This window comes from Rathayibacter sp. AY1E6 (genome assembly GCF_002931115.1).
Taxonomy (GTDB): Bacteria; Actinomycetota; Actinomycetes; order Actinomycetales; family Microbacteriaceae; genus Rathayibacter.
On record NZ_PSVK01000017.1, the window covers coordinates 1 to 26759 of the forward strand.

A 26759-nucleotide genomic window follows, 5' to 3' on the forward strand; every position below is an offset into this window, starting at 1 on the left:
GTTCGCGGTGGCGCGGGGGCGCGGGGCGGCGGCGGGGTCGGGCGTCTGAGCGGCGGTCCGCTCCTCCGTGTTCGTCATGGCTCCCATTGTCCTCCTCCGCACGGCCGCGGGGGCCGCCACGGGCCGAGCGGGGGAGGAGGACGGGGAGTCGGCGTCCGGGGAGGAGCGTCAGGACGCGTCCTTCACCATCCCGCGGACCGAGAGCTGGACGACCAGCGGCCGGTGGTCGCTCCCGGCGTCGTCGCGGTCGTCGACGACCTGGTAGCCCGAGACCTCCCAGCGTCCCGAGAAGAGGACGTGGTCGATCGGGGCGCCGAGCGCGGGCGGGACCGAGGACGGCCAGGTGCCCAGGGCGGCGCCGCCCGCGACGGTCCCCGCGTCGCGGCAGCCGCCCAGCGCGGCCGAGCCCGGCAGCCCGGTCCAGTGGTCGACCGTGGAGTTCAGATCGCCGAGGACCACGACGTCCTCCTCCGCGGAGCAGAGCGCGGAGACCGAGAGCAGATCGCTCCGCCACTCCGCGAGGCGCGAGGGGATCGGCGCCATGGTGTGCACCGCGGCGAGGACGGGGCGCTCGGGAGTGTCGGGGCGTGCGACGAGGGACGGTGTCGATCCGGTGACGACCGCGGCGGTGTCGACGCTGTAGCCGCCGAGCGAGGGGGAGAGCAGCAGGGCCGCCCCGTCCTCGGCGCCCGACCCGGCGTAGTGGAGGGTCATCGACATCCCCTGGGCGCTGAGCGCGTTCACGACGTCCTGCGCGTGCGTCTGCGAGACCTCGAGGAGGGCGATGCCGTCGACCGCGCTCTCCCGGGCGAGCGAGGCGATCGTGTCGACGGGCACGCCGTCGTGCAGCACGTTCCAGGTCGCGAGGCGCACGTCGGCGAGGCGGTGGGCGCGCGGAGCGGCGGAGTCGTAGCCCCGCGCTCCCTGCACTCCCGCGAGCACGAGCGCGAAGACGACGCCGAGCGCCGCGAGGGCCAGCGCGAGGCGCCTGACCGGAGCGACGAGGACCGCGATCACGACCAGGACAGCGGCGAGCCCGACGGCCGCCGCGCCCGTCGCGAGCCGGAACGGCACCAGCTGGGCGAAGGGGGCCTCCCGGGCGATCCCGAAGAAGCCGGGCGCCGCGACCACCAGCAGAGCGATCGCCACGCTCACCGCCACCGCGGTCTTCACCAGTCTCGTCCCCATCGCCGCCCAGGCTACTAGGGCATCGGAGGGCTCGCAGGCGGCGCGTCTACGATGAGCGCATGCATGTCGACGGGGGCCGTTACGACCTCCACACCCACTCCGTCGTCTCCGACGGCACCGAGACTCCGGCCGTCCTGGTGCGGGCCGCGGCCGCGGCCGGGCTCGCCGGAGTGGCGCTCACCGACCACGACACGACCGGCGGCTGGGCCGAAGCGCTCGCCGCGGCCGAGGAGGCGGGCATCGACCTGCTGCCCGGCATGGAGCTCTCCTCCCGCGTCGGCTGGGCCAGCGTCCACGTCCTCGCGTACCTCGTCGATCCGGCGGATCCGGGGCTCGTGGCCGAGACCGCGCGCATCCGCTCGGCCCGCACGCACCGCGCGGAGGCGATCGTCACCGCGATCGCGGCCGACTACGACCTCACCTGGGACGACGTCCTCGCCCAGACCAGCCCGGGCACGACCATCGGGCGTCCGCACATCGCCGACGCGCTCGTCGCCCGCGGCCTGGCCACCGACCGCTCCGCGGCCTTCGCGGGGATCCTCGACTGGCGCGGCGGCTACTACCGCCCGCACTACGCGCCCGACCCGGTCGACGCCGTGCGCCTGGTCCGCGCGGCGGGCGGGGTCCCGGTCATCGCGCACCCGGCCGCGAGCGCCCGCGGGATCGCGGTCGAGTCGATCCTCCCGCAGCTCGTCGACGCCGGCCTGTTCGGCCTCGAGGTCGAGCACCGCGAGAACACGGCCGACGGCAAGCGCCGCCTGCGCGAGCTCGCCGAGCAGTACTCGCTCGTCACCACGGGCTCGAGCGACTACCACGGCACGGGCAAGCCCAACCGCCTGGGCGAGAACACGACCGCGCGCGCGACCGTCGACGCGATCCGCTCCTCCGCCCGCTGAGTCGCGGAGAGCCGCTGACAGGCGGAGAGCCGCCGGATCACCGTGACCGCTGAGAGGCGGAGAGCCGCTGAGTCGCGGGAGAGCCGCTGAGACGCCGAGAGCCCGCCCTCCCGCGACGGATCGCGGGGGGACGGGCTCGGGGCGCGGAGGCTCAGGCCTGCGCGTCGGGGCGCGGCGAGCGGCGGCGCGACCGGGTGCGGCGGCGCGGCTCGCTGTTGCCGTCGTGGTGCTCCTTGCTCTCGCTCGAGGGAGCGGGGCCGGTCTGCTGCGGAGCGGTCGAGTCGGCGGAGTCCGAGCGGGTGCGGCGACGCGGCGGCCGGTCGCCCCGCTCGGAGCGCTCGCCGCGGTCGGAGCGCTCGCCCCGGTCCGGGCGCGCGTCGGCCTTCGCCTCGGCGGGGATCGGGGTCGGCTTCAGCCGTCCCTTGGTCCCCGCGGGGATGTCGAGGTCGGTGTAGAGGTGCGGCGACGACGAGTAGGTCTCGACCGGGTCGGGCTGGCCGAACTCCAGCGCCCGGTTGATGAGGGCCCACTTGTGCAGGTCCTCCCAGTCGACGAAGGTCACCGCGATGCCGGTCTTGCCCGCGCGCCCGGTGCGGCCGACGCGGTGCAGGTAGGTCTGGTCGTCGTCCGGGATCGTGTGGTTGATCACGTGGGTGACGTCGTTCACGTCGATGCCGCGCGCGGCGACGTCGGTGGCGATCAGGATGTCCTTCTTGCCGGCCTTGAACGCCGCCATCGCGCGCTCGCGCTGCTCCTGGTTGAGGTCTCCGTGCACGGCCGCCGCGTTGAAGCCGCGGTCGTTGAGCTCCTCGACGATGCGGGCCGCGGCGCGCTTCGTGCGGGTGAAGATGACGGTCTTGCCGCGGCCCTCGGACTGCAGGATGCGCGCGATGACCTCGTCCTTGTCGAGCGAGTGCGCCCGGTAGACGATGTGCTTGATGTTCGCCTGCGTGATGCCCTCGTCGGGGTCGGTCGCGCGGATGTGGATGGGCTTGTTCATGAAGCGGCGCGCGAGCGCGACGATCGCGCCCGGCATCGTCGCCGAGAAGAGCATGGTGTGGCGGGTGGGCGGCGTCTGCGCGAACAGCTTCTCGATGTCCGAGAGGAAGCCCAGGTCGAGCATCTTGTCGGCCTCGTCGAGGACCATCACCTGCACGTTGGCGAGCGAGAGCAGGCGCTGCCCGGCGAGGTCCAGGAGGCGGCCGGGGGTGCCGACGACGATCTGCGCGCCGGCCTTCAGCTGCTCGATCTGGCCCTCGTAGGCCTTGCCGCCGTAGATCGAGACGATCTTGGTCGGCCGGTTGGAGGCGGCCAGCTCGATGTCCTCGGTGACCTGCACGGCGAGCTCGCGGGTCGGGACGACGATGAGCGCCTTGACGCCCGGCTCCGGGTCGGTGCCGAGGGCCTGGATGAGGGGGAGGCCGAAGCCGAAGGTCTTGCCGGTGCCGGTCTTGGCCTGGCCGATGATGTCCTGCTTCTGCAGGGCCAGGGGGATCGTCTGCTCCTGGATGGGGAACGGCTCGAGGATGCCCTTGGCGGCGAGTGCGGCGACGATGTCGTCGTCGATGTTCAGATCGGAGAAAGTCACGGAGTGAAGCGCCTGTCGTGTCGAACGGTCTACGCCCCTGTACGACTCCGGGCGCAGGGTCACCGATCCAACGCCGGTGACATCCCGGCGAGTCTACTGCTCCCGGCCCCGCCGGCCCCGGAACCCCGCTCCTCCGGCGCCCTATGCTGAGGAAATGGCTGCCTGGTTCCGACGTCGACGTCCCCTGCTCGAGGTGCCCCGCCTGACGCCCCGCGGGGAGTCGAGCCAGAAGCGCGACCGCGTCGACCTCGCCGACCTCACCCCCGAGGTGCTGCCCTACCTCGGCCAGGTTGCCTACCTCCAGCTCGCGGTGTTCGAGGTGCTGGCGCGCGCCGTCGCCGAGACCGACGACCTCGCGGACAAGGAGGCCATCTCCTCCGCCGCCGGCACGGCGCTCGCGAAGCACCACGCGGTCGTCGCCGAGCTGCGCCGCCGCGACGTGGAGCCCGGCGAGGCCATGACTCCGTTCCGCCCCGCGATCGACACCTTCGAGCGGCTCACCCGCGGTGCGGACCTCCACGAGACGCTGCTCTCGGCGTACATCACGGCGGGCCTGCTCGACGACTTCTTCATCCGCCTCACCGGCGGGCTGCCCACCGACGTGGGGCCGCGCATCGCGCAGACGCTCGGCGCGGACACGGGCGTCGACGGCGTGATCGCGATCCTCCGCCGCGAGATCGCCGCGGACGAGCGCCTGGGCTCGCGCCTGGCCGTCTGGGGCCGCCGCCTGGTGGGCGACACCCTTCTCGTGGCGCGCTCCGCGCTGATGGGGTCGGGCAACCACGACTCCGACGAGTCGCGGATCGAGCCGGTGTTCACCGAGCTCATCGCCTCGCACACGCGCCGGATGGACGCGCTGGGGCTCACGGCCTGACGGTTCCCGGCGTCGCACTGCCCCGGAATCCGGAACGACGGAGGCGCGGAAGTCCGAGGACTCCCGCGCCTCCGGCTCGGATCAGGGGGCGACGCGTCCCGAGAGCATCGCCTGCAGGGAGGCCTCGTCGCGGCGGGCGCGGCTGCGCCCGAGCGAGAGGCCGACCGGGACGACGACCACGGCGGTCGCGACGAGGGACAGGACCCAGATCAGGCCGCCGTCCCACGGCAGGCCCGCCCAGGTCAGTGCGACCCAGACGACTGCGGCGACGAGGCCGCCGATCGCCGGGACCAGCACGGAGCCGTGCAGGTGCCGGTGCGGCAGCCCGTAGCGCGCGGCGAGACCGATCAGGACCCCGAACAGGGTGATGAAGAGGAGCTCCACGACGTGTCCGCCCGGGACGCTCTAGGCGACGAAGCCGACGCGGCGCGACTCCTCGGAGCCGACCTCGACGAAGGCGATGGTGGCGGTCGGGACGATGTAGATCTTGCCCTTCTCGTCGCGGAGGCGGAGGACGGCGGTGCCGGCCTCGAGAGCGGTGGTCACCGTCTTCTCGACCTCGGTCACGGACATCGACGACTCGAAGTTGAGCTCGCGCGGGGTGTTGACCATTCCAATACGGATTTCCACCAGCAGTGCCTTTCGGGAGGGGACGAGGGTGTCAGGATACGGGACCGCGCTCGGACGACCGCGCCGGTTTCGCGGTGAGCGGAGCGGGCGGCCGGGGCTCCCGGCGGGGACGGGCGGGAGTGTCGGACCCGGTGGCTACCGTGGTCGTGTGACCGCTCCCGCGACCCCCGCTCCCTCCACCGCAGCCTCCGTCGGCGAGGCGCTCCCGGGCGAGCCCGCGGTCGTGCTGGACGACTCCCAGCGCGCGGTGCTCGCGCTGCCCGAGGGCCGCAGCGCCGCCGTGCTCGGGGCGCCGGGGACGGGCAAGACCACGACGGTCGTCGAGCTGGTCGCCGAGCGCGTCCTCGAGCGGGGGTACCCGCCCGAGTCGGTCGTGGTGCTCGCGGCCAGCCGCACCGCCGCCACCGCCCTGCGCGACGTGCTCGCCCTGCGGCTGGGAGTGCCGACCCGGGGCCCGCTCGCCCGGACCGCGACCTCGCTCGCGTTCGAGGCGGTCACCTCCTCCGCCAAGGAGCGAGGCCTCGAGCGGCCGACCCTCCTGACCGGCGGCGAGCAGGACGCACTCCTGTCGGAGCTCGTCGAGGGCCACCTCGAGGAGGGGACCGGCCCGCGGTGGCCGGAGGAGTTCAGCCCCGAGGTGCTGCGGCTGCGGACCTTCCGGACCGAGCTCCGCGAGTTCGGGATGCGGGCGACCGAGCACGGGCTCGACTCGGACGCGATCCGCGCCCTCGGGATCGACGCGGAGCGAGGGGAGTGGAGCGCGGCGGCCGACGTGCTCGACGAGCTGCGCGAGGTGGTCGAGTGGATGGCGCCCCAGGCGGGGACCCGCCTGGACGCTGCGGAGTTCGCGGCCTATGCGGCCGAGGCGATCCGCGCGGGCGAGGGCGGCGAGCGGATCGACGCGCTGCGTCTGGTCGTCGTCGACGACCTCCAGGAGGCGAGCGAGTCGACGCTCGTGCTGCTGCGGGCGCTGACGGAGCGCGGGGTGACCGTGATCGCGCTGGGCGATCCGGACGTGGCGACCAGCGCCTACCGCGGCGCGGCCTCCGACACCCTCGGCCGGTTCGCCGCGAGCATCGGCGCGTCCGACGTCGAGACGCTGGTGCTCGCGCGCGTGCACCGCCACTCGGCCGCGCTGCGGGCGGTCGTGTCCGCGGCTACCGAGCGGATCGGCACCGCGGCGGCCGGCCGGCAGCGGGCGGCGGTCGCGGCTCCGGCCCCCGAGGCGGGCCCGGCGCCCGTCCTGGTGCTGCACGCCCCGACGGCGGCGCGGGAGGCGGCGACGGTGGCGCGGCTGCTGCGCGAGCGGCGGCTGCGCGACGGAGTGCCGTGGCGGCGGATGGCGGTCGTCGTCCGCTCCGGAGCCGCGGTCCAGCCGCTGGTGAAGGCGCTCGCGGTGGCGGAGGTGCCGACCCGCTCCGTGCTCGCCGGACGGGCGCTGCGCGACGATCACGCGGCCCGGGCGCTGCTCGTGCTGGTCGGCGTCGCGATCGGCGAGCGGCCCCTCGACGCGGAGCTCGCGGCGGAGCTGCTGCTCGGCCCTTTCGGCGGGGTCGACCGGCTGGGGCTGCGCAGGCTCCGGCTCGCGCTCCGGGCGGAGGAGCTGGCCGGCGGCGGCATCCGCGCGAGCGACCCGCTGCTGGTCGAGGCCCTCGCCGCGCCCGGCCGATTCGCGACCATCGACTCCGCTCCCGCCCGGCAGGCCGAGCGGCTGGCCGTGACGATCGACCGGGTCCGCCGCCTGCACGAGGAGGGGGGCTCGATCGAGGAGCTCCTGTGGTCGGCGTGGGAGTCCAGCCGCGTCGCGTCCTCCTGGCGCGAGCTCGCCCTCGGCACCGGCCTGACCGCCGCCGAGGCCAACCGCAACCTCGACGGCGTGGTCGCCCTCTTCAGCGCCGCGCGCCGGTTCGTGGAGCGGGCGACCGGGCACTCCGCGATCGGCTTCGTCACCGAGATCCTCGAGGCGGAGGTCCCCGAGGACACTCTCGCTCCGCGCTCCGTCGAGGACGCGGTCCTCATCGGCACGCCCTCCTCGGTCGTCGGCCTGGAGTTCGACGTCGTGGTGGTGGCGCGGCTGCAGGACGGCGTCTGGCCCAACCTCCGCCAGCGCGGCTCGCTGCTCGATCCGGACGGCCTGCTGCGGCACGCCCGCGGCGAGGGCGGACTGCCGCTCGACGCCCGCAAGGCCACTCTCGACGACGAGCTCCGGATGTTCGCCCTGGCCGCCTCGCGCGCCCGGCGGCAGCTGGTGCTCAGCGCCGTCGCGGGCGAGGACGAGACGCCCTCCCTCTTCTTCCGGCTCACCCCGCCGGACGCGCCGCGGCTCGATCCGGCCTCCGCGGTGCCGCTCACGCTGCGCGGGGCGGTGGCGGCGCTGCGCCGGACCGCCACCACACCGGACTCGACCGAGGCTCCCGCCGCCATCCGAGGGCTCAGCGCCCTGGCGCTCGCGGAGGTCCCCGGCGCCGACCCCTCCTCCTGGTCCGGGGTGCTCGAGCCCTCGACCACGGAGCCGCTCTTCGACGTCGGCGACCCCGAGCGTCCCGTCTCCGTCTCGCCGAGCCGCCTCGAGGCCTTCGAGCGGTCCCCTCTGGACTGGTTCGTCGACGCCGTCTCCGGCTCCACGACGAGCACGGCGATGGGGGTCGGCACCCTCGTGCACTGGGTCCTCGAGAACGCCGAGCGGCCCGATCCGCAGGAGCTGTGGGCGGCTCTCGAGTCGCGGTGGCCCGAGCTGGTCTTCGAGTCGCCCTGGCTGGGGGAGCGGCAGAAGCGCGTCACACGGCGGCTGATCGACGGCCTCGCGGGCTACCTCGCCGACTTCGAGCGCGGGGGAGGCGTGGTGCTCGGCCGCGAGCAGCAGTTCGAGCTCGACGTCCCGCCCGCCCGGGTGCGGGGCTCGATCGACCGCGTCGAGCGCGCGCCCGACGGCTCCGTCACGATCGTCGATCTCAAGACGGGCCGCAGCACCCCCCGCAAGGACGACATCGCCGAGCACGCGCAGCTGGGCAGCTATCAGCTCGCCGTCGCCGAAGGGGCGATCGAGGCGGCCGACCCGGCCGACGGGGGAGGCGCGAAGCTGCTCTTCGTGGCGACGGGAGTGCGCGGGAAGCCGTACCGCGAGGTGGTCCAGGAGCGCTTCGGCGAGGAGGAGCTGGAGCGGCTGCGCGACCGCGTCCGCGCCGCGGCCCTGGGCATGGCCGCGGCGGGCTTCTCGGGCCTGCTCGACGCGACCCCGTTCTCCCCCGGCGACGCCCTGCGGTACCGCATCCACGCGGTGCCCGAGGTCCCGGGGGACGGACTCCTGGCGATCGACGAGGTCGACGAGACAGAGGACCCGGAGGACTCCGAGGAGCCGGGTCCCGATGCGCCGGCCGATCCTTCCGGCCCCGCCGACCCCGACCCCTCCGCCGTCCTCGAGGAGGAGCTGCCGTGATCGACGCCCTGGCCATCGCCGAGCGCCTCGACCTGCGCCCGCCCACCGCCGAGCAGCGCGCCGTCATCGAGGCGCCGCTCGAGCCTGCCCTGGTGGTCGCCGGTGCCGGCAGCGGCAAGACCGAGACGATGGCGAACCGCGTCCTCTGGCTCCTCGCGAACGGCCACGCGGCGCCGTCGGAGGTGCTCGGCCTCACCTTCACCCGCAAGGCGGCGGCCGAGCTCGGCGAGCGCATCGGGCGGAGGATCGACCAGCTCGGCGCGGCGGGCCTGCTCCCGCTCGCGCCCGGGCAGTCGGCGCCCGACCCGTTCGAGGCCGCCACCGTCTCGACCTACAACGCCTTCGCGAACACGATCTTCCGCGACAACGCAGCCCTGGTCGGCCGCGAGGGGGATGCGACCGTGCTCTCCGAGGCCTCCGCCTGGCATCTCGCGCGGGGAGTCGTGGCCGACACGGCCGATCCGCGCATCCTCGAGGTGGAGGCAGGCATCGACCGGCTGACCGACCTCGTCGTCTCGCTCGCGCACGACCTCGCCGACAACCTCGCCGATCCGGCCGCGGTCGCCGCGTTCGCCGAGGACTTCCTCCGCCTGGGCGAGCTGCCGCGCGGAGGCAGCGGCTCGGGGCTCTACCGCGAGCTCGAGAAGGCGCTGCAGGCCGTGGGCGCGCTGCCGGTGCTGACGGCGCTCGCCGAGCGGTTCCAGGAGGCGAAGGCCGAGCGCGGCTTCGTCGAGTTCTCGGACCAGGTGGCCCTCGCGCTGCGGATCGTCGACCGGGTGCCGCGGATCGTGGACGAGCACCGCGCGAGGTACCGGGTGGTGCTCCTCGACGAGTACCAGGACACCTCCGTGCTGCAGACCCGCCTCCTCTCGCGGCTCTTCGCCGGGCAGGGAGTGATGGCCGTGGGCGACCCGCACCAGTCGATCTACGGCTGGCGCGGTGCGAGCGCCGAGGGGCTCGGCCGCTTCGGCACCGATTTCGGGGGAGCGGGCCGCTTCTCCCTCAGCACGAGCTGGCGCAACGGCCGCCGCGTGCTGACCGCCGCGAACGCGATCGTGGAGCCGCTGTCGGCGGGGAGCGCGGTCGCGGTCGACACGCTGAGCGCGGGTCCTCAGGCCTCCGAGCACCCGGTCGAGCTCACCTTCCCCGAGACGATCGAGGAGGAGGCGGACGACGTCGCCGCCTGGTTCGCCGGGCGCCTGCGCCAGAGCGCCGAGCCGCCGTCGGCCGCGGTGCTCTTCCGGGTGCGCGCGCACATGGACCGCTTCGCCGCCGCGCTGGCGAAGCACGGCGTCCGGTACCACATCCTCGGCATCGGGGGCCTGTTGCGGCAGCCCGAGATCGCCGACCTCGTCGCCGCGCTCACCGTGGTCGAGGACCCGGCCGCCGGCAGCGAGCTCGTCCGCCTCCTGGCCGGCGCCCGCTGGCGTCTGGGCGTCCGCGATCTCAAGGCGCTGCGCGACCTCGCCTCGTGGCTCGCGGCGCGCGACCACGCGCACAGGCTGTTTCCGGAGGAGGTGCGCGAGCGGATGCGCGCCTCCGTCACCGAGGGAGAGGGCGGCTCGATCGTCGAGGCCCTCGACTTCATCGCGGCGCGCCGCCCCGGCGACGACGGGCGCATCGACCACTCCGCGCTCGGCGGGTTCAGCGCCGAGGGCCTGCGGCGCCTGCACGAGGCGGGCACCCTGTTCGCCCGGCTGCGCGCCCGGGCCGGGCTCGACCTCCTCGACTTCGTCACCCTGGTCGAGCAGGAGCTGGGCCTGGACATCGAGGTCGAGGCGAACGAGTCGCGCGGGGACGGCCGCGCCAACCTCGAGGCCTTCCGCGAGGCGGTGGCCGGGTACCTGCAGACGGACGACCGCGGCGCCGGCACCGGCTCCTCCCTCCGCGGATTCCTCCGATGGCTCGTCCTCGCGGACAAGCGCGACGGCCTGGCCCCGCGACCGGAGGACCCGGAGCCGGGGACGGTGCAGCTGCTGACGATCCACGGCTCCAAGGGTCTGGAGTGGGACCTCGTCGCCGTCCCGCGGATGGTCGACGGCGAGCTCCCCGGCACGCCGGTCGAGGGCTTCCGCGGGTGGGTCAGACTGGGTGCGATGCCCTACGCGTTCCGCGGCGACGCCGCCGAGCTCCCCGATCTCGCCTGGCGCGGCTGCAGCACGCAGAAGGAGGTCGTCGACGCGATCGGAGCGTTCGGCGACACCCTCCGCGAGCGCAACGAGGCGGAGGAGCGGCGTCTCGCCTACGTGGCCGTCACGCGGGCGCGTCACCACCTCCTGCTCAGCGGCTCGTGGTGGGCCGGCCAGGCCAAGCCGCGCGGACCGGGCGTCTTCCTCCGCGACCTCGAGGAGGCCGGCACGATCCCGCCGCTGCCGACCGAGCCCGCGAACGAGGAGAACCCGCTCGAGCGGGCCCCGCGCACGTTCCGCTGGCCCCACGATCCGCTCGGCTCCCGCGGCGACCGGGTCCGCGCCGCCGCCGCCCGGGTCCGCAGCGCCGAGCCCGCTCTGCTCGGAGCGCACGGCGACGACATCCGCCTGCTGCTCGCCGAGCGGGCGGTGCGGCTGGCCGGGGGCGAGCGCACGCCGCTGCCCACCCGCATCCCCGCCTCCCGGTTCAAGGACATCGTCAGCACTCCGGACGAGGTCGCCGCGCAGCTGCGTCGGCCGATGCCGGAGCGCCCCTACCGGCAGACCCGGCTCGGCACGACCTTCCACTCCTGGGTCGAGAACCGCTTCGGCGTCCAGGGCGGGGCGGAGGCGGTCGACACCTTCCCCGACGAGCTCGACGACGCCGGCCCCGCGAGCGTCGAGCAGGAGCGGCTCGACGCCCTGATCGCCACGTTCGAGCGCTCGGAGTGGGCCGACCGGCGCCCGGAGGCGGTCGAGATCGAGATCCACCTCCAGCTCGCCGGCCACGTCGTCGTCTGCAAGCTCGACGCGGTGTACCCGACGGAGGACGGCGTGCAGATCGTCGACTGGAAGACCGGGCGGGCGCCGAAGGACGCCGCCGACCTCGAGCTCAAGCAGTTCCAGCTCGCGCTGTACCGGCTCGCCTACTCGCGCTGGCGGGGGGTGCCGCTCGAGAGCGTCGACGCCGTGTTCTACTTCGTCGCCGACGACCTCGTGCTGCGGCCCGAGCGGTTCTACTCCGAGCGCGAGCTCGCGGAGTCGCTCTCCTCGGCGACGGGAGCGAGCCCGCGGCCGTGAGCGGAGGAGCCCGTGCGGGCTCCCGGCGTGCGGTTGAGCAGCTCCTCGACCTCCGAGACCTCCAGCACCGGGCCGGTGTCGGTCGAGAGGGGCGCGGAGAGGTCGCCGAGCACGCTGTCCACCAGCGTGTCGAGCATGGCGACCGCGTCGTCCACGATGGCGGAGTCGTCGGTCTCGGTGCCGTGCAGCAGCCAGCGGGCGAGTTCGAGCTCGGCGTAGAGCTGGGCGCGCTGGCGGATCGTGCGGTCCACTGCTCCCGCGCGCATCCGGGAGTAGGCGGAGAGCGCCGTCTCGGAGCCCGGGGCGCTCAGCAGCCAGTGCAGGTCGCGCGCCGGATCGCCGACCCGCAGCGCCGCCCAGCCGAGCACGGCCGCGACGACGTCGCCCGAGCGGAGGAAGGAGTCGGCGGTCATCGAGCCGTTCACCACGGTCGGGTCGAACTGCCAGAGCGCCTCGTCGGAGGAGGCCGACTCCCAGCGCGCGACGAGCGCCGCCGGGACGTGGCCGGTGTCGGCCGCGCGCTCGATCACCGCGACCGTCTCGTTCACGCTGTCGCGCGCGGTCGCGATCGGCAGGCCCGCCTCCTGGACGAACGACACCGGGAGCGAGTGGATCGCCCCGACGGCCCGGCCGATCGAGTCCGCGAGCCCGCTCTGCGCGGCCACGTCGTCGATGAGGACGCGATCTCCCTCGAGGTACTCGTAGACGACCGCGCGGGTGCCGTCGAACGGCGTCTGCCCGACGCTCTCCTGCAGATCGAAGGGCAGGCGGCTGCGGATGCCGGCGGTCAGCGCTCGGAGCGCGAAGAGGTCGCCGAGCTGCTCCTGCTCCGCGAGCGCGGACGTGGGAACGCGCACGACGAGGCGGGCGCCCTCGCGCGTCGTCAGCAGGGCGGAGTCGAAGTCGCCGTGCGTCGAGGAGGTGAAGGGGCGCGCGGAGCGGACGTCGAGGCCCTCGACGGCCGAGGTGGCCAGCGCGGCTAGAGTGAGATGGGATCTGGCCATGGTTTCCAGGGTAGGCGGCTCGTGCCCGGCCGGCCCGCCGCCACGCGCTGTCCCGCCGATGCCGTCGAAGGCCCGCGACAGCGGTCCTCGCGGCCCCCGTCACGAAATGAGCCCCGGATGTCACTGCCCTTCGCCGATCGCCTCCCGCTCTCGCGACAGGCGGCCGACCGCGACGGCGTCGGACGCTCGCGGCCCGCGCTCTTCGACGAGCTGCTCGCCGATCCCGCCACCCGCGTGCTCGTCCTGCACCACGACCGGACTCTGGTCGAGGCCGACCGCCTCCTCCTGCGCCGCCCCGAGGACGTGACCGCCGGAACCCTCCGGATCTACCTCGGCCGCACGCTCGCCGAGGCCCCCGGCGAGCCGGTCGGAACCCCCGTCATCGCGACCGTCCTCACCGACGCGGCCGCCGCCGAGCTCGAGCCCGACGAGGAGCGGTGGAACGGCCTGCGCCCGATCGCCGAGCGCCTGAGCGACCGCGACGCGGGCCTGTTCACCGAGGCTCTCGCCATCGCGAACTGGCACGCCTCGCACGGCTACTCGCCCCGCAACGGCGACCCGACCGTCGTCGAGCAGGGCGGCTGGGTCCGCCGCTCGCCCACCGACGGCAGCCAGGTCTTCCCGCGCACGGATCCGGCGATCATCGTCTGCGTCCTCGACGCGGACGACCGCCTCCTCCTCGGCTCGAACGCGATGTGGGGCACCGGCCGCTTCTCCCTGCTCGCCGGCTTCGTCGAGCCGGGCGAGTCGCTCGAGGCCGCCGTGATCCGCGAGATCGGCGAGGAGTCGGGCATGCGCGTCGTCGACCCGCAGTACCTCGGCTCGCAGCCCTGGCCCTTCCCCGCCTCCCTCATGGTCGGCTTCACCGCCCGCCTCGCCGAGGACCAGTCCCCGGAGGATCTGCTCCCGGACGGCGAGGAGATCGTCGAGCTGCGCTGGTTCACCCGGCAGCAGCTGCACGACTCGCTCGAGTCCGTGCTGCTGCCCGGCCGCTCGTCCATCGCCCGCGCGATGATCGAGGACTGGTACGGAGGCGAGCTGGAGAACGGCCCGATCGCGTGACCCTGCTCGACGGACTCGACGAGGGGCAGCGCGAGGCGGCGGAGGCGCTGCTAGGGCCGGTCTGCGTCCTCGCGGGAGCGGGCACCGGCAAGACCCGGACGATCACGCACCGCATCGCGCACGGAGTGGCGACCGGCGTCTACACGCCCGGTCGCGTCATGGCACTGACCTTCACCAGCCGCGCCGCGGCCGAGCTGCGCTCGCGCCTGCGGGTGCTCGGCGCCGGGGGCGTCCAGGCCCGCACGTTCCACGCAGCGGCTCTCTCGCAGCTCGGCTACTTCTGGCCGCAGCTGGTGGGGGGGACGATGCCGCAGCTGCTCGACGGCAAGGCCCGCCTGCTCGGGCACGCGGCCGAGCGGCTCCGCCTGAAGCTCGACACGGCGACGCTCCGCGACCTCTCGGCCGAGATCGAGTGGCGGAAGGTGTCCGCCCTCTCGCTCGAGCAGTACGCCGTCGCCGCCCGCACGCGCCCCCTGCCCGGACGGCTCACCCTGGAGCAGACGGTCGCGCTCGTGGACGAGTACGAGGGGCTGAAGGACCAGCGCCGCCAGATCGACTTCGAGGACGTCCTGCTCGTGACCGCCGGGATGCTCGAGTCCGAGCCCGCGATGGCGATGCAGGTGCGCGAGCAGTACCGCTTCTTCGTCGTCGACGAGTACCAGGACGTCTCGCCGCTGCAGCAGCGGCTCCTGGAGCTCTGGCTCGGCGACCGGAGCGACCTCTGCGTCGTCGGCGACGCCAGCCAGACCATCTACTCCTTCGCGGGTGCGCGGGCCGACTACCTCCTCGACTTCCCGTCCCGCTGGCCGGCCGCCACCGTGGTGCGTCTGGAGGAGAACTACCGCTCGGCCGCGCCGATCGTGCAGACCGCGAACCGCCTCATGCGGGGCAGGCCCGGCGCCCTCTCGCTCCACGCCGTCGCCGCCGCCGAGGCGCCGGAGCCCGCGATCGACGCCTACCCGGACGACATCGCGGAGGCGCGCGGGATCGCGGCGCGGGTCGCGGCCGACATCGAGGCGGGGGTGCGCCTCTCCGACATCGCGGTCCTCTTCCGCACGAACAGCCAGTCGGCGGTCATCGAGCACGCCCTGCACGAGCGGGGAGTGAGCGCGCACATGCGCGGCGGCAAGCGCTTCTTCGACCTCCCCGAGGTGAAGCAGGCCGTGATGCAGCTGCGCGCGGCGTCCGTGTCGATCAGCGGCGAGCCGCTGTTCAAGTCGGTGAGCGACGTCCTCCGCTCGCTCGGCTGGAGCGCCGAGCCCCCGTCGGCGCCCGGTGCGGTGCGCGACCGGTGGGAGTCGCTGGACACGCTGGCCCGCCTCGTCGACGAGGCCCCTGCCGGATGGACCTTCCGGCAGTTCACGGACGACCTGATCGCACGCCAGCAGGTGCACCACGAGCCGGACCGCGGCGCGGTCACCCTCGCCACGCTGCACTCGGCGAAGGGCCTCGAGTGGGAGTCGGTGCACCTGATGGGGCTCGCCGAGGGCCTGCTGCCGATCTCGTACGCCGCCGGCCTCGAGGCGATCGACGAGGAGCGGCGCCTCCTCTACGTCGGCATCACCCGGGCCCGCCGGCGCCTGCGCCTGTCATGGGCGCGCTCGACGGTCGGCCGCGTCACGCGGAGGGAGCCGTCGCGCTTCCTCGAAGAGCTCGGCACGCGCACTCGGGGTGCGGCTCCCGCTCCCGCACGGTGAACGCTCCGGAGGCGTCGCTGTAGATCCGCTCGGCCCCGCGGAGCCCTCGCCAGCCCGCGAGCAGCCGCCGCAGCACGGCGTCGGCGGCCGCCACGGCGATCGCCGCGCTCGCGAGCGGCGTGCGGGTGGGGGCCGTGCGGCCGAGCACCTGGATCACGAGGCGCGCGCGATCCGGGTCGAGGTCCATCCGGTCCCGCTCGGCGCAGTGCAGGCACGGTCCGGACCCCGGCTCCACCAGGGGCCCGAGGCGCACCGATTCGTCGCCGAACACCACCGCCAGGTGCGGCACGTCGGCCGCGAGCCAGTGCGCGGCGCGGGCGGGGGCGACCGCGAAGTCGGCGATCAGCACGGCGAGGTCCGGCGTCCCGTCGTCGGCGAGCAGTGAGCAGCCCTCGCTCCGGAGCAGCGTGCGCAGTGCGTCCGGTGCCGCGCCCGTCCCCTCGACGACGACCCGCGGTGCCGGGGGAGGGCCTGGCTCGACGCTGCGCAGCAGGACCGGCCGGAGCGCCTCGAGCACCTCGTCGACCCGCGCCTCGCTCGCTCCGGCGCGCGCCGCGATCAGGCGGACGGTGCCGGCGCTGGTGCCCACGCGGAGGGCGTCGAGCAGCAGCTCCTCCGGGTAGCCGACGCCGTCCAGCACCGCGTGCGGCCGGTCGAGGCCGAGCTGCACCGCGGTCGCTGAGCGCCAGAGCAGGGGGAGTCGGGGATCGAGCCGGAGCACCATCCGGCGATCATGGCCGAGACCGGCCCGGCGCCGCGCGAGTTGTCCACAGGCGGGCGCCGGACGGGGGTCAGACGGGGCGGTCGCCCGTGGGGGAGGAGCCGCGGTCGTCGTCGTCCGGCGGGCCGTCGTCGTCGGTCGTGTCCGGGGCGTCTCCGGAGGCGCCGTCGCCCTCGCGCGGCATCGTGCCGTTCAGCAGGTCCTCCAGCGCGCGGTCCATCTCGTCGGGCTCCGGGGTCTCGCCGCGGGCCTCGGCCGTGAGCCGGGCGACGAGCGCGCTCGGGTCGTCCAGGTCCTCCGAGCCGGGGAGCAGGTCGGGGTGCGACCAGAGGGAGTCGCGGGCCTCGGGCCCGACGGCGTCGGTCACGGCCTGCCACATCGCGGCGGCCTCGCGGAGGCGGCGCGGGCGCAGCTCCAGGCCGACGAGGGTGGCGAAGGCGGATTCGGCCGGCCCGCCAGAGGCGCGGCGGCGGCGGACCGTCTCGGCGATCGCCCCGGCGCTGGGCAGGCGGGTGGTCGCCGCCGCGGTGACGACGTCGACCCACCCCTCGATGAGGGCGAGGACGGTCTCGAGGCGGCCGTGCGCGGCGAGCTGCTCCTCCGTCTTCGGCGGGATGAGCGCGCCGGAGGTCATCGCGTCGCGGAGCTCCTCGGGGTTCGACGGGTCGAAGCCCTCGGCCAGCTCCTCGAGGCGGGTGGTGTCGATGCTGATCCCGCGCGCGAAGTCGGTGATCTGCGAGATGAGGGCGAGACGGAGCCACTTGCCGTGCCGGAAGAGGCGGGCGTGCGCGAGCTCGCGGACCGCCAGGTAGAGCTGCACCTGGTCGAGCGGGATGTCGAGGCCCTCACCGAACGCGGCGACGTTCTGCGGCAGGATCGCCGCGTCGTTCTCCTCCAGCAGCGGGATGCCGATGTCGCCGCCCGAGACGACCTCGGCGGCGAGCTGCCCGACGACCTGGCCCAGCTGCAGGGCGAACAGGGTGCCGCCGATCCCGCGCATCATGCCCTCGGCACCGGCGATCATCGCCTGCATCTCCTCCGGGGCCTGCTCGCGGAGCACGCGGGTCAGCGCGTCCGAGATGCTCAGCGCCACCGGCTCGGCGAGCTGGGTCCAGACCGGCATCGTCAGGGAGATCCACTCGAGGCGGCTGATCGAGCGCGGCGTGCGGCTCAGCTCGGAGACGTACGCGACCTCGTCGAGCCAGAGCGCGGCGACGCCGAAGGCCGCGTCGATCGGAGCCCGCACGGAGTCGGACACCGGCGCGGACTCGGCGCGCGCGAGCTGCTTCGCCTGCTCGAGCGAGAGCGTCCAGTTGACGCCGCCGTCGCCGTTCTGCTGCATCGCGCTCTGCAGCTGCGAGAGCAGGTTCTGCAGGGCCACCGGGTCGTTCGGCAGTCCCGCCGCTCCGGCGAGCTGCGAGGGGTCGACCGGGCCGTTCCCCGAGAGGAACTGCCGCAGCATCTCCCGGAACTCGTCCTCGGAGCCGCCGCCCGCTCGGTCCGCACTGTCGCCATCGGCCATCGGGATCAGCCCTCCGTCGCTCACGTGAATCCGGTCGCCGCACCGCCTCCAAGGCCCTGCACAGGGCGCCGGTTCCGGCGCGACTCCCAGTCGTGCAAGCTACGTTAGCCCGAGCGCCCGGGGCCTCGGCGTGCAGAGCACCGCTCGGGCCCAGCCCGCTTCCGCCCGCCGCGAACATCCCGGCGGAGCCGCTCCATCCGTTGCCAGAAAGGCCCCCGTGTCGCTGTTCTCCGACGACCCGCGCCCCTCCTCCTCCCCGCGCCGCCCGTGGGTCGGACCGGTCGTCCTCCTCTCGGGTGTCGCCGTCGTGGTCGGTCTGGGCGTCGCGCCCGCCCCCTACGTGATCGAGCAGCCCGGCCCCGTGTTCGACACCCTGGGCAGCAGCAAGGACGTGCCCCTCATCTCGATCCCGGACCGCACCACCTACCCCACGGCCGGCACGCTCGACATGCTCACCGTGTCGGTCGTCGGCAACCCGCAGAGCCTGCCCACCTGGGTCGAGGTCGCGAGCGCCTGGTTCGACAGGACCAAGGCGGTCGTCCCGGTCGACGCGATCTTCCCTCCCTCCTCCACGGTCGAGGAGCGCGACGAGGCCAACCAGGCCGAGATGACCGACTCCCAGCAGGAGGCGATCGCCGCCGCGCTCACCGAGCTCGGCTACCCCGTCGAGCAGCGCGTCTCGGTCGTGCAGGTGCCCGAGGGCTCCCCGGCCGAGGGCGTCCTGGAGGCGGGGGACGAGATCCTCGCGGTCGCGGGCACCCCCGTCGCCGACGCGACCGCCCTGCGCGCGACCCTGCAGACCGTGGGCACCGGCTCCCCGGTGCAGGTCAGCATCGAGCGCGAGGGCGCCCGGCAGGAGGTGGAGGTCACGCCGCGCGACTCGAACGGCGCCGCCGTCATCGGCGTCCTCCCCGGAGCGGCCTTCGACTTCCCGTTCGAGGTCGACATCCAGCTGGACGACGTGGGCGGGCCGAGCGCGGGCATGATGTTCGCCCTCGGGATCATCGACAAGCTCACCGAGGGCGAGCTCAACGGCGGGCGGAGCGTCGCCGGGACCGGCACGATCGACGCGGCCGGCGAGGTCGGCGCCATCGGCGGGATCCGCCAGAAGCTCTACGGGGCGGAGGGCGCCGGAGCCGAGTACTTCCTCGCCCCCGCGACCAACTGCAACGAGGTCGTCGGCCACGTCCCCGACGGGCTCGACGTGCTCGCGGTCTCGACCCTCGACGACGCCCTCGCCGCACTGAAGGGCATCGCCGCGGGCGACACCTCCGGGCTGCCGGACTGCAGCACCGCCGCTCCCCTCGACTGATCCCGCCCGCCGACCCCGGGTCGACGCCCAGGTGAGCCGGACAGCCGTCGCATAGCATGGGTGGCCTCCCCTCACATCTCGACAGCAAGAGGCCCTCACGTGAGTTCCACAGCAACCGAAACCCCGCCGCGGAAGAGACGGAGCGTCCTCGCCGTCACTGTCGTGGTGGTGGCCGTCCTGGTGGTGGCGTTCTTCGTCTTCGCCGGTCTGTACACCGACATCCTCTGGTACGACCAGCTCGGCTTCCTCTCCGTGCTCACGACGCAGTGGGCGGCGGCGGGCGGTCTCTTCGTCATCGGCTTCGTCGCCATGGCGGTGCCGGTGTTCATCAGCCTGATGCTGGCTTACCGCCTCCGGCCGGTCTACGCGAAGCTCAACTCGCAGATCGACCGCTACCAGCAGGTCGTGGAGCCGCTGCGGCGCCTGGCCACCTTCGGGATCCCCGCGGTGCTCGGCCTCTTCGCCGGCGTCTCCTCCGCCACCCGCTGGCAGACGAGCCTCACCTTCTGGAACCGCACGCCCTCGGGCACCACGGATCCGCAGTTCGGCCTCGACACGTCGTTCTACCTCTTCGAGCTGCCCTTCTACCAGAGCATCGTCGGCTTCGCGTCGGCGGTCCTGCTGATCTCGGCGTTCGCGACCCTCGCCACCGGCTACCTCTACGGAGCGATCCGGGTGAACGGCCGCGAGATCCGCATCTCGAAGGCCTCGCGCATCCAGCTGGCGGTCATCGCCGCCCTCTACCTCGCCGTGCAGGCGGTCAGCCTCTGGCTCGACCAGTACGCGACGCTCGCGCAGCAGGGGCCCCGCATCACCGGCGCCACCTACTCCACCGTCAACGCGACGATCCCGGGCCTGCAGATCCTGGCCGGCATCGCGGCGCTGGTCGCGATCCTCTTCGTCGTCACCGCCTTCATCGGCCGCTGGCGCTTCCCGGTCATCGGCACCGCGCTGCTGATCGTGTCGAGCCTGCTCGTCGGCTCCCTCTACCCGTGGATCGTGCAGAAGTTCCAGGTCGAGCCCAACGAGCGCACGCTCGAGCAGCCCTTCATCCAGAACAACATCGACATGACGCGCCAGGCCTACGGCGTCAGCGACGTCGACGTCATCCCCTACGACGCGACCACCGACGCGGAGCCGGGCGCCCTGCGCTCGGACGCCGAGACCACCGCGAACATCCGCATCCTCGACCCCGCCGTCGTCACCGACGCGTTCTCGCAGCTGCAGCAGTTCCGCCAGTACTACAAGTTCGGCGACACGCAGAACGCGCTCGACGTCGACCGCTACTCCATCGACGGATCGACGCAGGACGCCGTGGTCGGCGTCCGCGAGCTGAACCTCAACGGCCTCGGCACCAACCAGACCTGGTACAACCAGACGCTGGTCTACACCCACGGCTACGGCCTGGTCGCCGCGTACGGCAACCAGCGGTCGGCCGACGGCGAGCCGGTGTTCATCGAGTCCGGCGTCCCGACGACGGGCGACCTCGGCGACTACGAGCCGCGGATCTACTTCGGCGAGAACTCCCCGCCGTACTCGATCGTGGGCGGCAACGACTCGCGCGACATCGAGCTCGACTACCCCTCGGGCACCGACGGCGCGCAGCAGACCTACACGACCTTCGACGGCGAGGGCGGCCCCGCTCTCGACAACGTCTTCAAGAAGCTCGTCTACGCGATCAAGTTCCAGTCCGAGCAGATCTTCCTCTCGGACGGTGTGAACGACGACTCGCAGATCCTCTACGACCGCGATCCCGTGCAGCGCGTCCAGAAGGTCGCGCCGTACCTCAAGCTCGACTCCGACGCCTACCCGACCGTCGTCGACGGCCGCGTGAAGTGGGTCGTCGACGGGTACACCACCTCGGCCGACTACCCGTACTCGGAGGTGCAGAGCCTCTCGCAGGCGATCGCCGACACGAACACGCAGCAGCAGTTCCCGACCGACGACGTCAACTACATCCGCAACTCGGTGAAGGCGACCGTCGACGCGTACGACGGCAGCGTCACGCTCTACGCGTGGGACACCGAGGACCCGATCCTGCAGACCTGGCAGAAGATCTTCCCGACCACGGTGAAGCCCGTGAGCGACATGTCGGGCGAGCTGCTCAGCCACGTCCGGTACCCGGAGGACCTCTTCAAGGTCCAGCGCGCGGTCCTCGGCACCTACCACGTCACCGACGCGGGCTCCTTCTACTCCCGCGAGGACGCCTGGGCGACGCCGAACGACCCGACGAGCGGAGCCGCGACCACGGCCGCCGCGACCGGCACCAGCCTGCAGCCTCCGTACTACCTGACGCTGCAGACGCCGGATCAGGACGTGCCGTCGTACTCGCTCTACTCGACGTACATCCCGGCGAGCGTCCAGGGCGCGCAGGCCAGCCGCAACGTGCTGACCGGCTACCTCGTGGCCGACTCCGACGCCGGCTCGACGGCGGGCTCCGTGGCCGACGGCTACGGCACGCTCCGCCTGCTCGAGCTGCCGAAGGACGACACGGTGCCCGGCCCCGGCCAGGTGCAGAACGCGTTCACCACCGACCCGACGGTCGCGAACGAGCTGAACATCCTCTCCCGCGGCGACACCACCGTCACGAGGGGCAACCTGCTCACGCTGCCGGTCGGCGGCGGCCTGCTCTACGTCCAGCCGATCTACGTGCGCTCCAACGGAGACACGAGCTTCCCGCTCCTGCAGAAGGTGCTGGTCGCGTTCGGTGACGACATCGCCTTCGAGGACACCCTCGACGCGGCCCTCGACAGCCTCTTCGGCGGCGACTCGGGAGCCGACGCGGGCGACACCGGCACGCCGACGACTCCGGACGCGGGCACCGGCACCTCGGGCGGCGACACCGGAGGCGACGCGGGCGGCACGACCGGCGGCACCGGCTCCACGCCGGCCACGGGCGACCAGACGGCGCTGCAGCAGGCGCTGAACGACGCGCGGGACGCCCTCACGGCTCGCGAGAACGCCCTCAAGGCGGGCGACCTCACCGCCTTCGCGGCGGCGGACGAGCAGCTGACCGAGGCGCTCTCGCGGGCGCTGCAGGCCGAGGGCGGCCAGTAGCCCGCATGGTGCAGGTCGACCGCGGCGAGCACCTCCGCTCGGGTGAGTGGCTCGAGCTGAACCGCACGTACTGGGAGGAGCGCACCGGCGAGGGTGCGCTCCACCCGGAGCTCGTCACCGCGGCGCTCCTCGACCCCGGTCCGAGGATCCTCCAGCTCGGCTCGGGCGACGGGCTCGACGCGCTCGAGCTCGCCGAGCGCGGCGCCCGCGTGGTGGGCGTCGACTTCTCGATGCCCGCCGTGCGCCGAGCACGCGCCGGCGCCGCGGACAGGGACCTCGCCGGCTCCGCCCGCTTCGTCTGCGCGAACCTCTACGAGCTGCGGCACATGCTGCCGGAGCCCGACTCGTTCGACGTCGTGCTCTGCAGCGCCGGCGTCGTCTCGTGGCTCCCCGACCTGGAGGAGTGGGCGCGGCTGGTGGAGTGGTTCGTCGCCCCCGGCGGCGCGGTGCTCGTCGTCCCGTCGTCGTCCGCTCCCGTCGACGCCGACGTCCGCACCTGGTCGCGCACCTCGTCCGAGCTCGCAGCCGCCCTGACGGCGGTCGGGCTGAGCGTGGACGGGAGCGCCGTGCTGCGCGCCGCCAAGCCCGCCTGAGACCGGAGCCCGCTCCCACCGCCGCGTCGATTTGCACCGGCGCCGGAACGCGTGTAATGTCTCTTCTTGTGCCGCGGGGTGGAGCAGTTCGGTAGCTCGCTGGGCTCATAACCCAGAGGTCGTAGGTTCAAATCCTGCCCCCGCAACAAGAAAGCGAAAGCCGGTCCTGAGAAGGGCCGGCTTTCGTCGTTAACACAGGTCGCGGACGTGCTGCCCGCGGCTGACAGTGCGCGGGCGGAGACCTCAGTCGCCCTCGATCACGCTCAGCACGTTGCCCGCCGGATCGCGGAACCAGCAGATCGTCGGCCCGTGGCCGCGCATCACTCCGTCCGCATCGGTCGGCAGCGACGGGTCGTCGTAGATCGCCGTGGTGACGCCTGCCGCGTGCAGCTCGGCGACCGCCGCGTCGACGTCCTCCACCGAGAAGTTCAGGATCGTGAACGACGCCGGCTCGTGGTCCGGCTTCGGGTACGCGATCGCGCGGCCTCCGCCCGGCAGCCGGATGTCGAGGATCCCCATCGCGTTCAGCTCGACCTCGAGCCCGAGCACTCCGCCGTAGAAGGCCCGCGCCGCCTCCACGTCGTCCACGCTGAAGCCGCTGAAGGCCCTCTCGCTCCGGATCATCGCCGTCCTCCGTCCCGCGGCCGCACCGTCGCGCCCGCTCCGCTCCGGACGCTACTCCGGTCGCCCGTCCGCGTCACCGTCGGATCCGCCCGGCGCCGCCGCCGACTTCGTGCCGGCCTCGCGCGACCCGCATCCGCGGACCGGCCTCCCGACGCTCCGCGCCGGCGCGTGTGCCGGACCGGCCCGCACGTTAGGCTCGACCCCGATGCGAGGGGTGCTGCTGTGAGGGACGAACGCGGGGACGACGGCTCGGACGAGGGGCTCGGCGACCGCCTGACCCGGCGGAGCCCGCGGCAGGCGCCGCACGCGCTGCCCGCGGCACGCGTCGCCACTCCGGTCCTCACGCCCGTCCGCCCCGTGCGGCGCCGCCGGGGCCGTGTCTTCCGCGCGACCGTCAGCACGGTCGCCCTCGCCGCCATCGCGGGCCTCGTGGCGGTCTCCGCGCTCCCCGCCTACTCCTTCGACCCGGCACCCGATTCGCAGGCCGCCGTCGAGGCCGCCGCCCGCGTGCAGGCGCTCGGCAACCAGAAGCTCACCGTCGCGCCGACCGCGGTCCAGGAGCAGGTCATCCGCGACTCCTTCACCGCACCGACCCAGGCCCAGCTCGACGAGGCGGCCGCCCAGGCGCGCGCGCTCGCCGCCGCCGAGCAGGCCGCCCGCGACGCCGAGACCGCCCGCCTCGCCCAGGAGGCGCAGGCCGCGGCAGGCACGACCGGCGCGGACGGCGCCGCCGCGGGCAGCGGCGGCACCAGCACCTCGGTCACGCCCCGCGAGGAGGGCGACGACTACCCCTGGCGCGACCAGCTCACCGACGACCAGGGCGGCGGCCTCTCGCCGCTGCGGTACTACTACCGCGAGTGCGTCGACTTCGTCGCCTGGCGGATCAACCGCGACCAGGGCTCGACGAGCGCACCCTTCAAGTGGACCTGGGGCAACATGACTCCGGGTGGAGGCAGCGCCTACGCGTGGGCCGGCCAGTGGGCCTCCCACGGCTGGGTGACCAGCAGCACGCCCGTCCCCGGCGCGGTCGCCTGGTTCACCGGCAACCACGTCGCGTACGTGCAGGCCGTCAACTCCGACGGCACGGTCTCGCTCGAGGAGTACAACTGGGGCAACGACCACGCGTACCACAAGCGCACCATCCCGGCCTCCCAGGTCGCCCTCTTCCTCTACCCGCCGAGCTGATGACCGGCGCCGTCGGCATGGCCGTCGCGCAGTTCGCCCCCTCGACGGACCGGGAGGCGAACATCGCGACGATCGGGCGCCTGGCCCGGATCGCCGCCGAGCGCGGCGCGAGCATGGTGGTGCTGCCGGAGTACAGCTCCGCCTTCACCGATCCGCTCGGGCCCGAGCTGGTCGCGGCGGGCGAGGCGCTCGACGGCCCGTTCGTCACGGCTCTCGCGGCGCTCGCGCGCGAGCTCCGGATCCACCTCGTGGCGGGCATGGTCGAGGCGGTGGACGGGCGCCGCATCGCGAACACGCTCGTCGCGCTCGACCCCGAGGGCGCGCTCGTGGCCCGCTACCGCAAGCTGCACCTGTACGACGCCTTCGGCCAGACCGAGTCGGAGTGGGTCGCCGCGGGGGAGATCGCCGCACCCGAGACGTTCGAGGTCGGCGGCCTCGTCGTCGGGCTGCAGACCTGCTACGACCTGCGCTTCCCGGAGGTCAGCCGCTGGCTGGTCGACGCCGGGGTCGACGTCATCGCGGCACCGGCCGAGTGGGTGCGCGGCCCGCTCAAGGAGGCGCACTGGCGGACGCTGGTCACCGCCCGCGCGCTCGAGAACACGGTGTACCTCGTCGCAGCCGACCAGACCCCGCCGATCGGGGTCGGCACGAGCATGATCGTCGATCCGATGGGCGTCGAGATCGTCACCCTCGGCGAGGTCGAGGATGTCGCCGTCGCCTGGGTCTCGCGCGAGCGGATCGACGCGGCGCGCGCGAAGAACCCCGCTCTCGCGCTGCGGCGCTTCCGGGTGCTGCCGCTCTGACCGCCGCCCCCGGGCCGACGGCGCCGGGCATGCGACCAAATCCGCTGAGGCCGGCTCCTCAGCGCGCCATGCGGGCGATGCCCGCGACCGCGGTCTCCAGCACCTCGAACCGCTTGCAGAAGGCGAAGCGGACGAGCGAGCGGTAGGGAGCGGCGTCCTCGGGGCGGCAGAACGCCGACACGGGCACCGCCACCACTCCCGCGAGATCCGGGAGCGCCCGGCAGAGCTCGACCCCGTCGTCGTAGCCGAGCGGTGCCGCGTCCGCGACGACGAAGTAGCCGCCCGAGGAGGGCGCGACGCCGAAGCCCGCAGCAGCCAGGCCCGCCGACAGCAGGTCCTTCTTGGCCGCAAGAGTCTGCGCCGCGCCGGTGAAGAAGGCGTCCGGGAGCCCGAGCCCGAGGGCGACGGCCCCCTGGAACGGCGAGCCGCTGACGTAGGTGAGGAACTGCTTCACGGCGAGGACGGCCGTGATCAGCTCGCGCGGGCCCGTCACCCAGCCGATCTTCCAGCCCGTGGTGCTGAAGGTCTTGCCCGCCGAGGAGACGGACAGCGTCCGCTCGAAGGCTCCGGGAAGGGAGGCCAGCGGGACGTGCGGGGTGTCGAAGCGCAGGTGCTCGTAGACCTCGTCCGTCAGGATCACGGCGTCGTGCCGCTCGGCGAGCCGCACGATCAGCTCGCGGGTCTCGGCCGGGAGGACGGCACCGGTCGGGTTGTGCGGGTCGTTCACCAGGATGACGCGCGTGCGGTCGCTCACCGCGGCGGTCAGCTCGTCGTGGTCGACCGCGAAGGAGGGGCCGCGCAGGAGCACGGTGCGATGCACCCCTCCTGCCAGGGCGATCAGGGCTCCGTAGGCGTCGTAGTGGGGCGTGAAGGTGACGACCTCGTCGCCCGGCTCGAGCAGGGCCAGCAGAGCCGCGGCCAGGGCCTCGGTGGCGCCCGTGGTGACGAGGACCTCGCCGTCGGGGTCGAGGGAGATCCCGGAGAAGCGCAGCCGGTGCGCGGCGATCGCCTCGCGCAGGACGGGGAAGCCGGGACCCGGCGGGTACTGGTTGAGCCCGGACGCGATGGCGTCGCGCGCGGCGTCGAGGATCTCGCGCGGGCCGTCCTCGTCCGGGAAGCCCTGGCCGAGGTTCACCGCTCCGGTGCGCAGGGCGAGCGCGCTCATCTCGCTGAAGACGGTGGCGGCGACCTCGCCACCGGGGCCGAGGAGGCCGGCGCCCGCCGCGGCGCGGGACCAGGATCCGGGAATGCTCACGTGCCCAGTGTGCCCGCTCGAGCAGTCCGGCCGGTTTCATTTCCCGCTCGCAGGCCCGTCATAAGAAACCCCCAGGTACGATCGCCAAGCTATCCCCGCTTGG

20 protein-coding genes and 1 tRNA gene are annotated in these 26759 nt (G+C 73.8%); 12 read left to right on the forward strand and 9 right to left on the reverse strand.

Translation table 11 applies throughout. The annotated features are described in order from the left end of the window. Positions 1-168 precede the first annotated feature (168 nt). Positions 169-1188, reverse strand: a complete 1020-nt coding sequence (locus C5C46_RS12675; protein ID WP_146078988.1) for an endonuclease/exonuclease/phosphatase family protein — start codon at positions 1186-1188, stop codon at positions 169-171. A 59-nt stretch (positions 1189-1247) separates the two neighbouring features. On the opposite strand from C5C46_RS12675, the gene C5C46_RS12680 reads away from it, so the two are divergent. Continuing rightward, positions 1248-2084, forward strand: a complete 837-nt coding sequence (locus C5C46_RS12680) for a PHP domain-containing protein (protein WP_104226941.1) — start codon at positions 1248-1250, stop codon at positions 2082-2084. 151 nt (positions 2085-2235) lie between these two features. Here the strand turns inward: C5C46_RS12680 and C5C46_RS12685 are convergent, their stop codons facing one another. After that, complete coding sequence (locus C5C46_RS12685; protein WP_104224844.1) at positions 2236-3672, reverse strand: DEAD/DEAH box helicase; 1437 nt, start codon at positions 3670-3672, stop codon at positions 2236-2238. Between the two features lie 154 nt (positions 3673-3826). Between C5C46_RS12685 and C5C46_RS12690 the strand changes: the two genes are divergently transcribed. Beyond that, a complete protein-coding gene (locus C5C46_RS12690) occupies positions 3827-4546 on the forward strand; it encodes a ferritin-like fold-containing protein (RefSeq protein ID WP_104224843.1) in 720 nt (239 codons plus the stop codon). Positions 4547-4627: 81 nt separating this feature from the next. Here C5C46_RS12690 and C5C46_RS12695 read toward each other — a convergent pair whose 3' ends face one another. Together C5C46_RS12695 and C5C46_RS12700 are read right to left on the reverse strand one after the other, a co-directional pair. Beyond that, on the reverse strand, positions 4628-4930 hold the full coding sequence (locus C5C46_RS12695) for a hypothetical protein (RefSeq protein WP_104226942.1): 303 nt from the start codon (positions 4928-4930) through the stop codon (positions 4628-4630). A 21-nt stretch (positions 4931-4951) separates the two neighbouring features. Next, the gene (locus C5C46_RS12700) at positions 4952-5176 is read right to left on the reverse strand and encodes a DUF3107 domain-containing protein (RefSeq protein WP_104224841.1); all 225 of its coding nucleotides are present in this window, start codon (positions 5174-5176) and stop codon (positions 4952-4954) included. 148 nt (positions 5177-5324) lie between these two features. Between C5C46_RS12700 and C5C46_RS12705 the strand changes: the two genes are divergently transcribed. Continuing rightward, positions 5325-8612, forward strand: a complete 3288-nt coding sequence (locus C5C46_RS12705; RefSeq protein ID WP_104226943.1) for an ATP-dependent DNA helicase — start codon at positions 5325-5327, stop codon at positions 8610-8612. Beyond that, positions 8609-11821: an ATP-dependent DNA helicase gene (locus C5C46_RS12710; RefSeq protein ID WP_104226944.1), complete on the forward strand. Its 3213-nt coding sequence runs from the start codon at positions 8609-8611 to the stop codon at positions 11819-11821. The genes C5C46_RS12705 and C5C46_RS12710 overlap by 4 nt, the downstream gene beginning before the upstream one ends. On the opposite strand, the gene C5C46_RS12715 is transcribed toward C5C46_RS12710, so the two are convergent. Next, a complete protein-coding gene (locus C5C46_RS12715) occupies positions 11758-12825 on the reverse strand; it encodes a phosphotransferase (RefSeq protein WP_104226945.1) in 1068 nt (355 codons plus the stop codon). The genes C5C46_RS12710 and C5C46_RS12715 overlap by 64 nt on opposite strands. A gap of 117 nt (positions 12826-12942) precedes the next feature. Between C5C46_RS12715 and nudC the strand changes: the two genes are divergently transcribed. Both nudC and C5C46_RS12725 read left to right on the forward strand, forming a co-directional pair. Further along, positions 12943-13887 carry an NAD(+) diphosphatase gene (nudC, locus tag C5C46_RS12720; RefSeq protein WP_104226946.1) on the forward strand — a complete coding sequence of 315 codons (945 nt, stop codon included), beginning with the start codon at positions 12943-12945 and terminating at the stop codon, positions 13885-13887. Then, on the forward strand, positions 13884-15584 hold the full coding sequence (locus C5C46_RS12725) for an ATP-dependent helicase (RefSeq protein ID WP_104226947.1): 1701 nt from the start codon (positions 13884-13886) through the stop codon (positions 15582-15584). The genes nudC and C5C46_RS12725 overlap by 4 nt, the downstream gene beginning before the upstream one ends. Here C5C46_RS12725 and C5C46_RS12730 read toward each other — a convergent pair. After that, positions 15505-16308: a hypothetical protein gene (locus tag C5C46_RS12730; RefSeq protein WP_104226948.1), complete on the reverse strand. Its 804-nt coding sequence runs from the start codon at positions 16306-16308 to the stop codon at positions 15505-15507. The two genes, C5C46_RS12725 and C5C46_RS12730, sit on opposite strands and share 80 nt — an antisense overlap. Positions 16309-16375: 67 nt before the next feature. Next, on the reverse strand, positions 16376-17827 hold the full coding sequence (locus C5C46_RS12735; RefSeq protein ID WP_104226978.1) for a zinc-dependent metalloprotease: 1452 nt from the start codon (positions 17825-17827) through the stop codon (positions 16376-16378). Positions 17828-18044: 217 nt separating this feature from the next. On the opposite strand from C5C46_RS12735, the gene C5C46_RS12740 reads away from it, so the two are divergent. The 4 genes from C5C46_RS12740 to C5C46_RS12755 all read left to right on the forward strand — a co-directional run bounded on the left by C5C46_RS12740 (position 18045) and on the right by C5C46_RS12755 (position 22935). Continuing rightward, positions 18045-19139 carry a PDZ domain-containing protein gene (locus C5C46_RS12740; RefSeq protein WP_104226949.1) on the forward strand — a complete coding sequence of 365 codons (1095 nt, stop codon included), beginning with the start codon at positions 18045-18047 and terminating at the stop codon, positions 19137-19139. A gap of 99 nt (positions 19140-19238) precedes the next feature. Beyond that, positions 19239-22196: a UPF0182 family protein gene (locus C5C46_RS12745; protein WP_181027225.1), complete on the forward strand. Its 2958-nt coding sequence runs from the start codon at positions 19239-19241 to the stop codon at positions 22194-22196. Between the two features lie 5 nt (positions 22197-22201). Next, positions 22202-22789, forward strand: a complete 588-nt coding sequence (locus C5C46_RS12750) for a class I SAM-dependent methyltransferase (protein ID WP_104226950.1) — start codon at positions 22202-22204, stop codon at positions 22787-22789. A 72-nt stretch (positions 22790-22861) separates the two neighbouring features. Continuing rightward, a tRNA-Met gene (locus tag C5C46_RS12755) sits at positions 22862-22935 on the forward strand. 97 nt (positions 22936-23032) lie between these two features. Here C5C46_RS12755 and C5C46_RS12760 read toward each other — a convergent pair. Continuing rightward, positions 23033-23413 (reverse strand): VOC family protein, encoded by a 381-nt coding sequence (locus C5C46_RS12760; protein ID WP_104226951.1) that lies wholly within the window; start codon positions 23411-23413, stop codon positions 23033-23035. Between the two features lie 222 nt (positions 23414-23635). On the opposite strand from C5C46_RS12760, the gene C5C46_RS12765 reads away from it, so the two are divergent. Both C5C46_RS12765 and C5C46_RS12770 read left to right on the forward strand, forming a co-directional pair. Beyond that, a complete protein-coding gene (locus C5C46_RS12765; RefSeq protein WP_146078989.1) occupies positions 23636-24598 on the forward strand; it encodes a CHAP domain-containing protein in 963 nt (320 codons plus the stop codon). Continuing rightward, the gene (locus C5C46_RS12770; protein ID WP_104226953.1) at positions 24598-25401 is read left to right on the forward strand and encodes a carbon-nitrogen hydrolase family protein; all 804 of its coding nucleotides are present in this window, start codon (positions 24598-24600) and stop codon (positions 25399-25401) included. Before C5C46_RS12765 ends, C5C46_RS12770 begins: the two co-directional genes overlap by 1 nt. A gap of 58 nt (positions 25402-25459) precedes the next feature. Here C5C46_RS12770 and C5C46_RS12775 read toward each other — a convergent pair whose 3' ends face one another. After that, complete coding sequence (locus tag C5C46_RS12775; protein ID WP_104226954.1) at positions 25460-26656, reverse strand: aminotransferase class I/II-fold pyridoxal phosphate-dependent enzyme; 1197 nt, start codon at positions 26654-26656, stop codon at positions 25460-25462. Positions 26657-26759 lie beyond the last annotated feature (103 nt).

Excerpts from the sequence above, each read along its gene's own strand:
- C5C46_RS12675 (WP_146078988.1), bottom strand. The coding sequence starts at position 1,188 with ATGGGGACGAGACTGGTGAAGACCGCGGTGGCGGTGAGCGTGGCGATC.
- C5C46_RS12680 (WP_104226941.1), top strand. The coding sequence starts at position 1,248 with ATGCATGTCGACGGGGGCCGTTACGACCTCCACACCCACTCCGTCGTC.
- C5C46_RS12690 (WP_104224843.1), top strand. The coding sequence starts at position 3,827 with ATGGCTGCCTGGTTCCGACGTCGACGTCCCCTGCTCGAGGTGCCCCGC.
- C5C46_RS12715 (WP_104226945.1), bottom strand. The coding sequence starts at position 12,825 with ATGGCCAGATCCCATCTCACTCTAGCCGCGCTGGCCACCTCGGCCGTC.
- nudC (WP_104226946.1), top strand. The coding sequence starts at position 12,943 with ATGTCACTGCCCTTCGCCGATCGCCTCCCGCTCTCGCGACAGGCGGCC.
- C5C46_RS12730 (WP_104226948.1), bottom strand. The coding sequence starts at position 16,308 with ATGGTGCTCCGGCTCGATCCCCGACTCCCCCTGCTCTGGCGCTCAGCG.
- C5C46_RS12735 (WP_104226978.1), bottom strand. The coding sequence starts at position 17,827 with ATGGCCGATGGCGACAGTGCGGACCGAGCGGGCGGCGGCTCCGAGGAC.
- C5C46_RS12750 (WP_104226950.1), top strand. The coding sequence starts at position 22,202 with ATGGTGCAGGTCGACCGCGGCGAGCACCTCCGCTCGGGTGAGTGGCTC.
- C5C46_RS12760 (WP_104226951.1), bottom strand. The coding sequence starts at position 23,413 with ATGATCCGGAGCGAGAGGGCCTTCAGCGGCTTCAGCGTGGACGACGTG.
- C5C46_RS12770 (WP_104226953.1), top strand. The coding sequence starts at position 24,598 with ATGACCGGCGCCGTCGGCATGGCCGTCGCGCAGTTCGCCCCCTCGACG.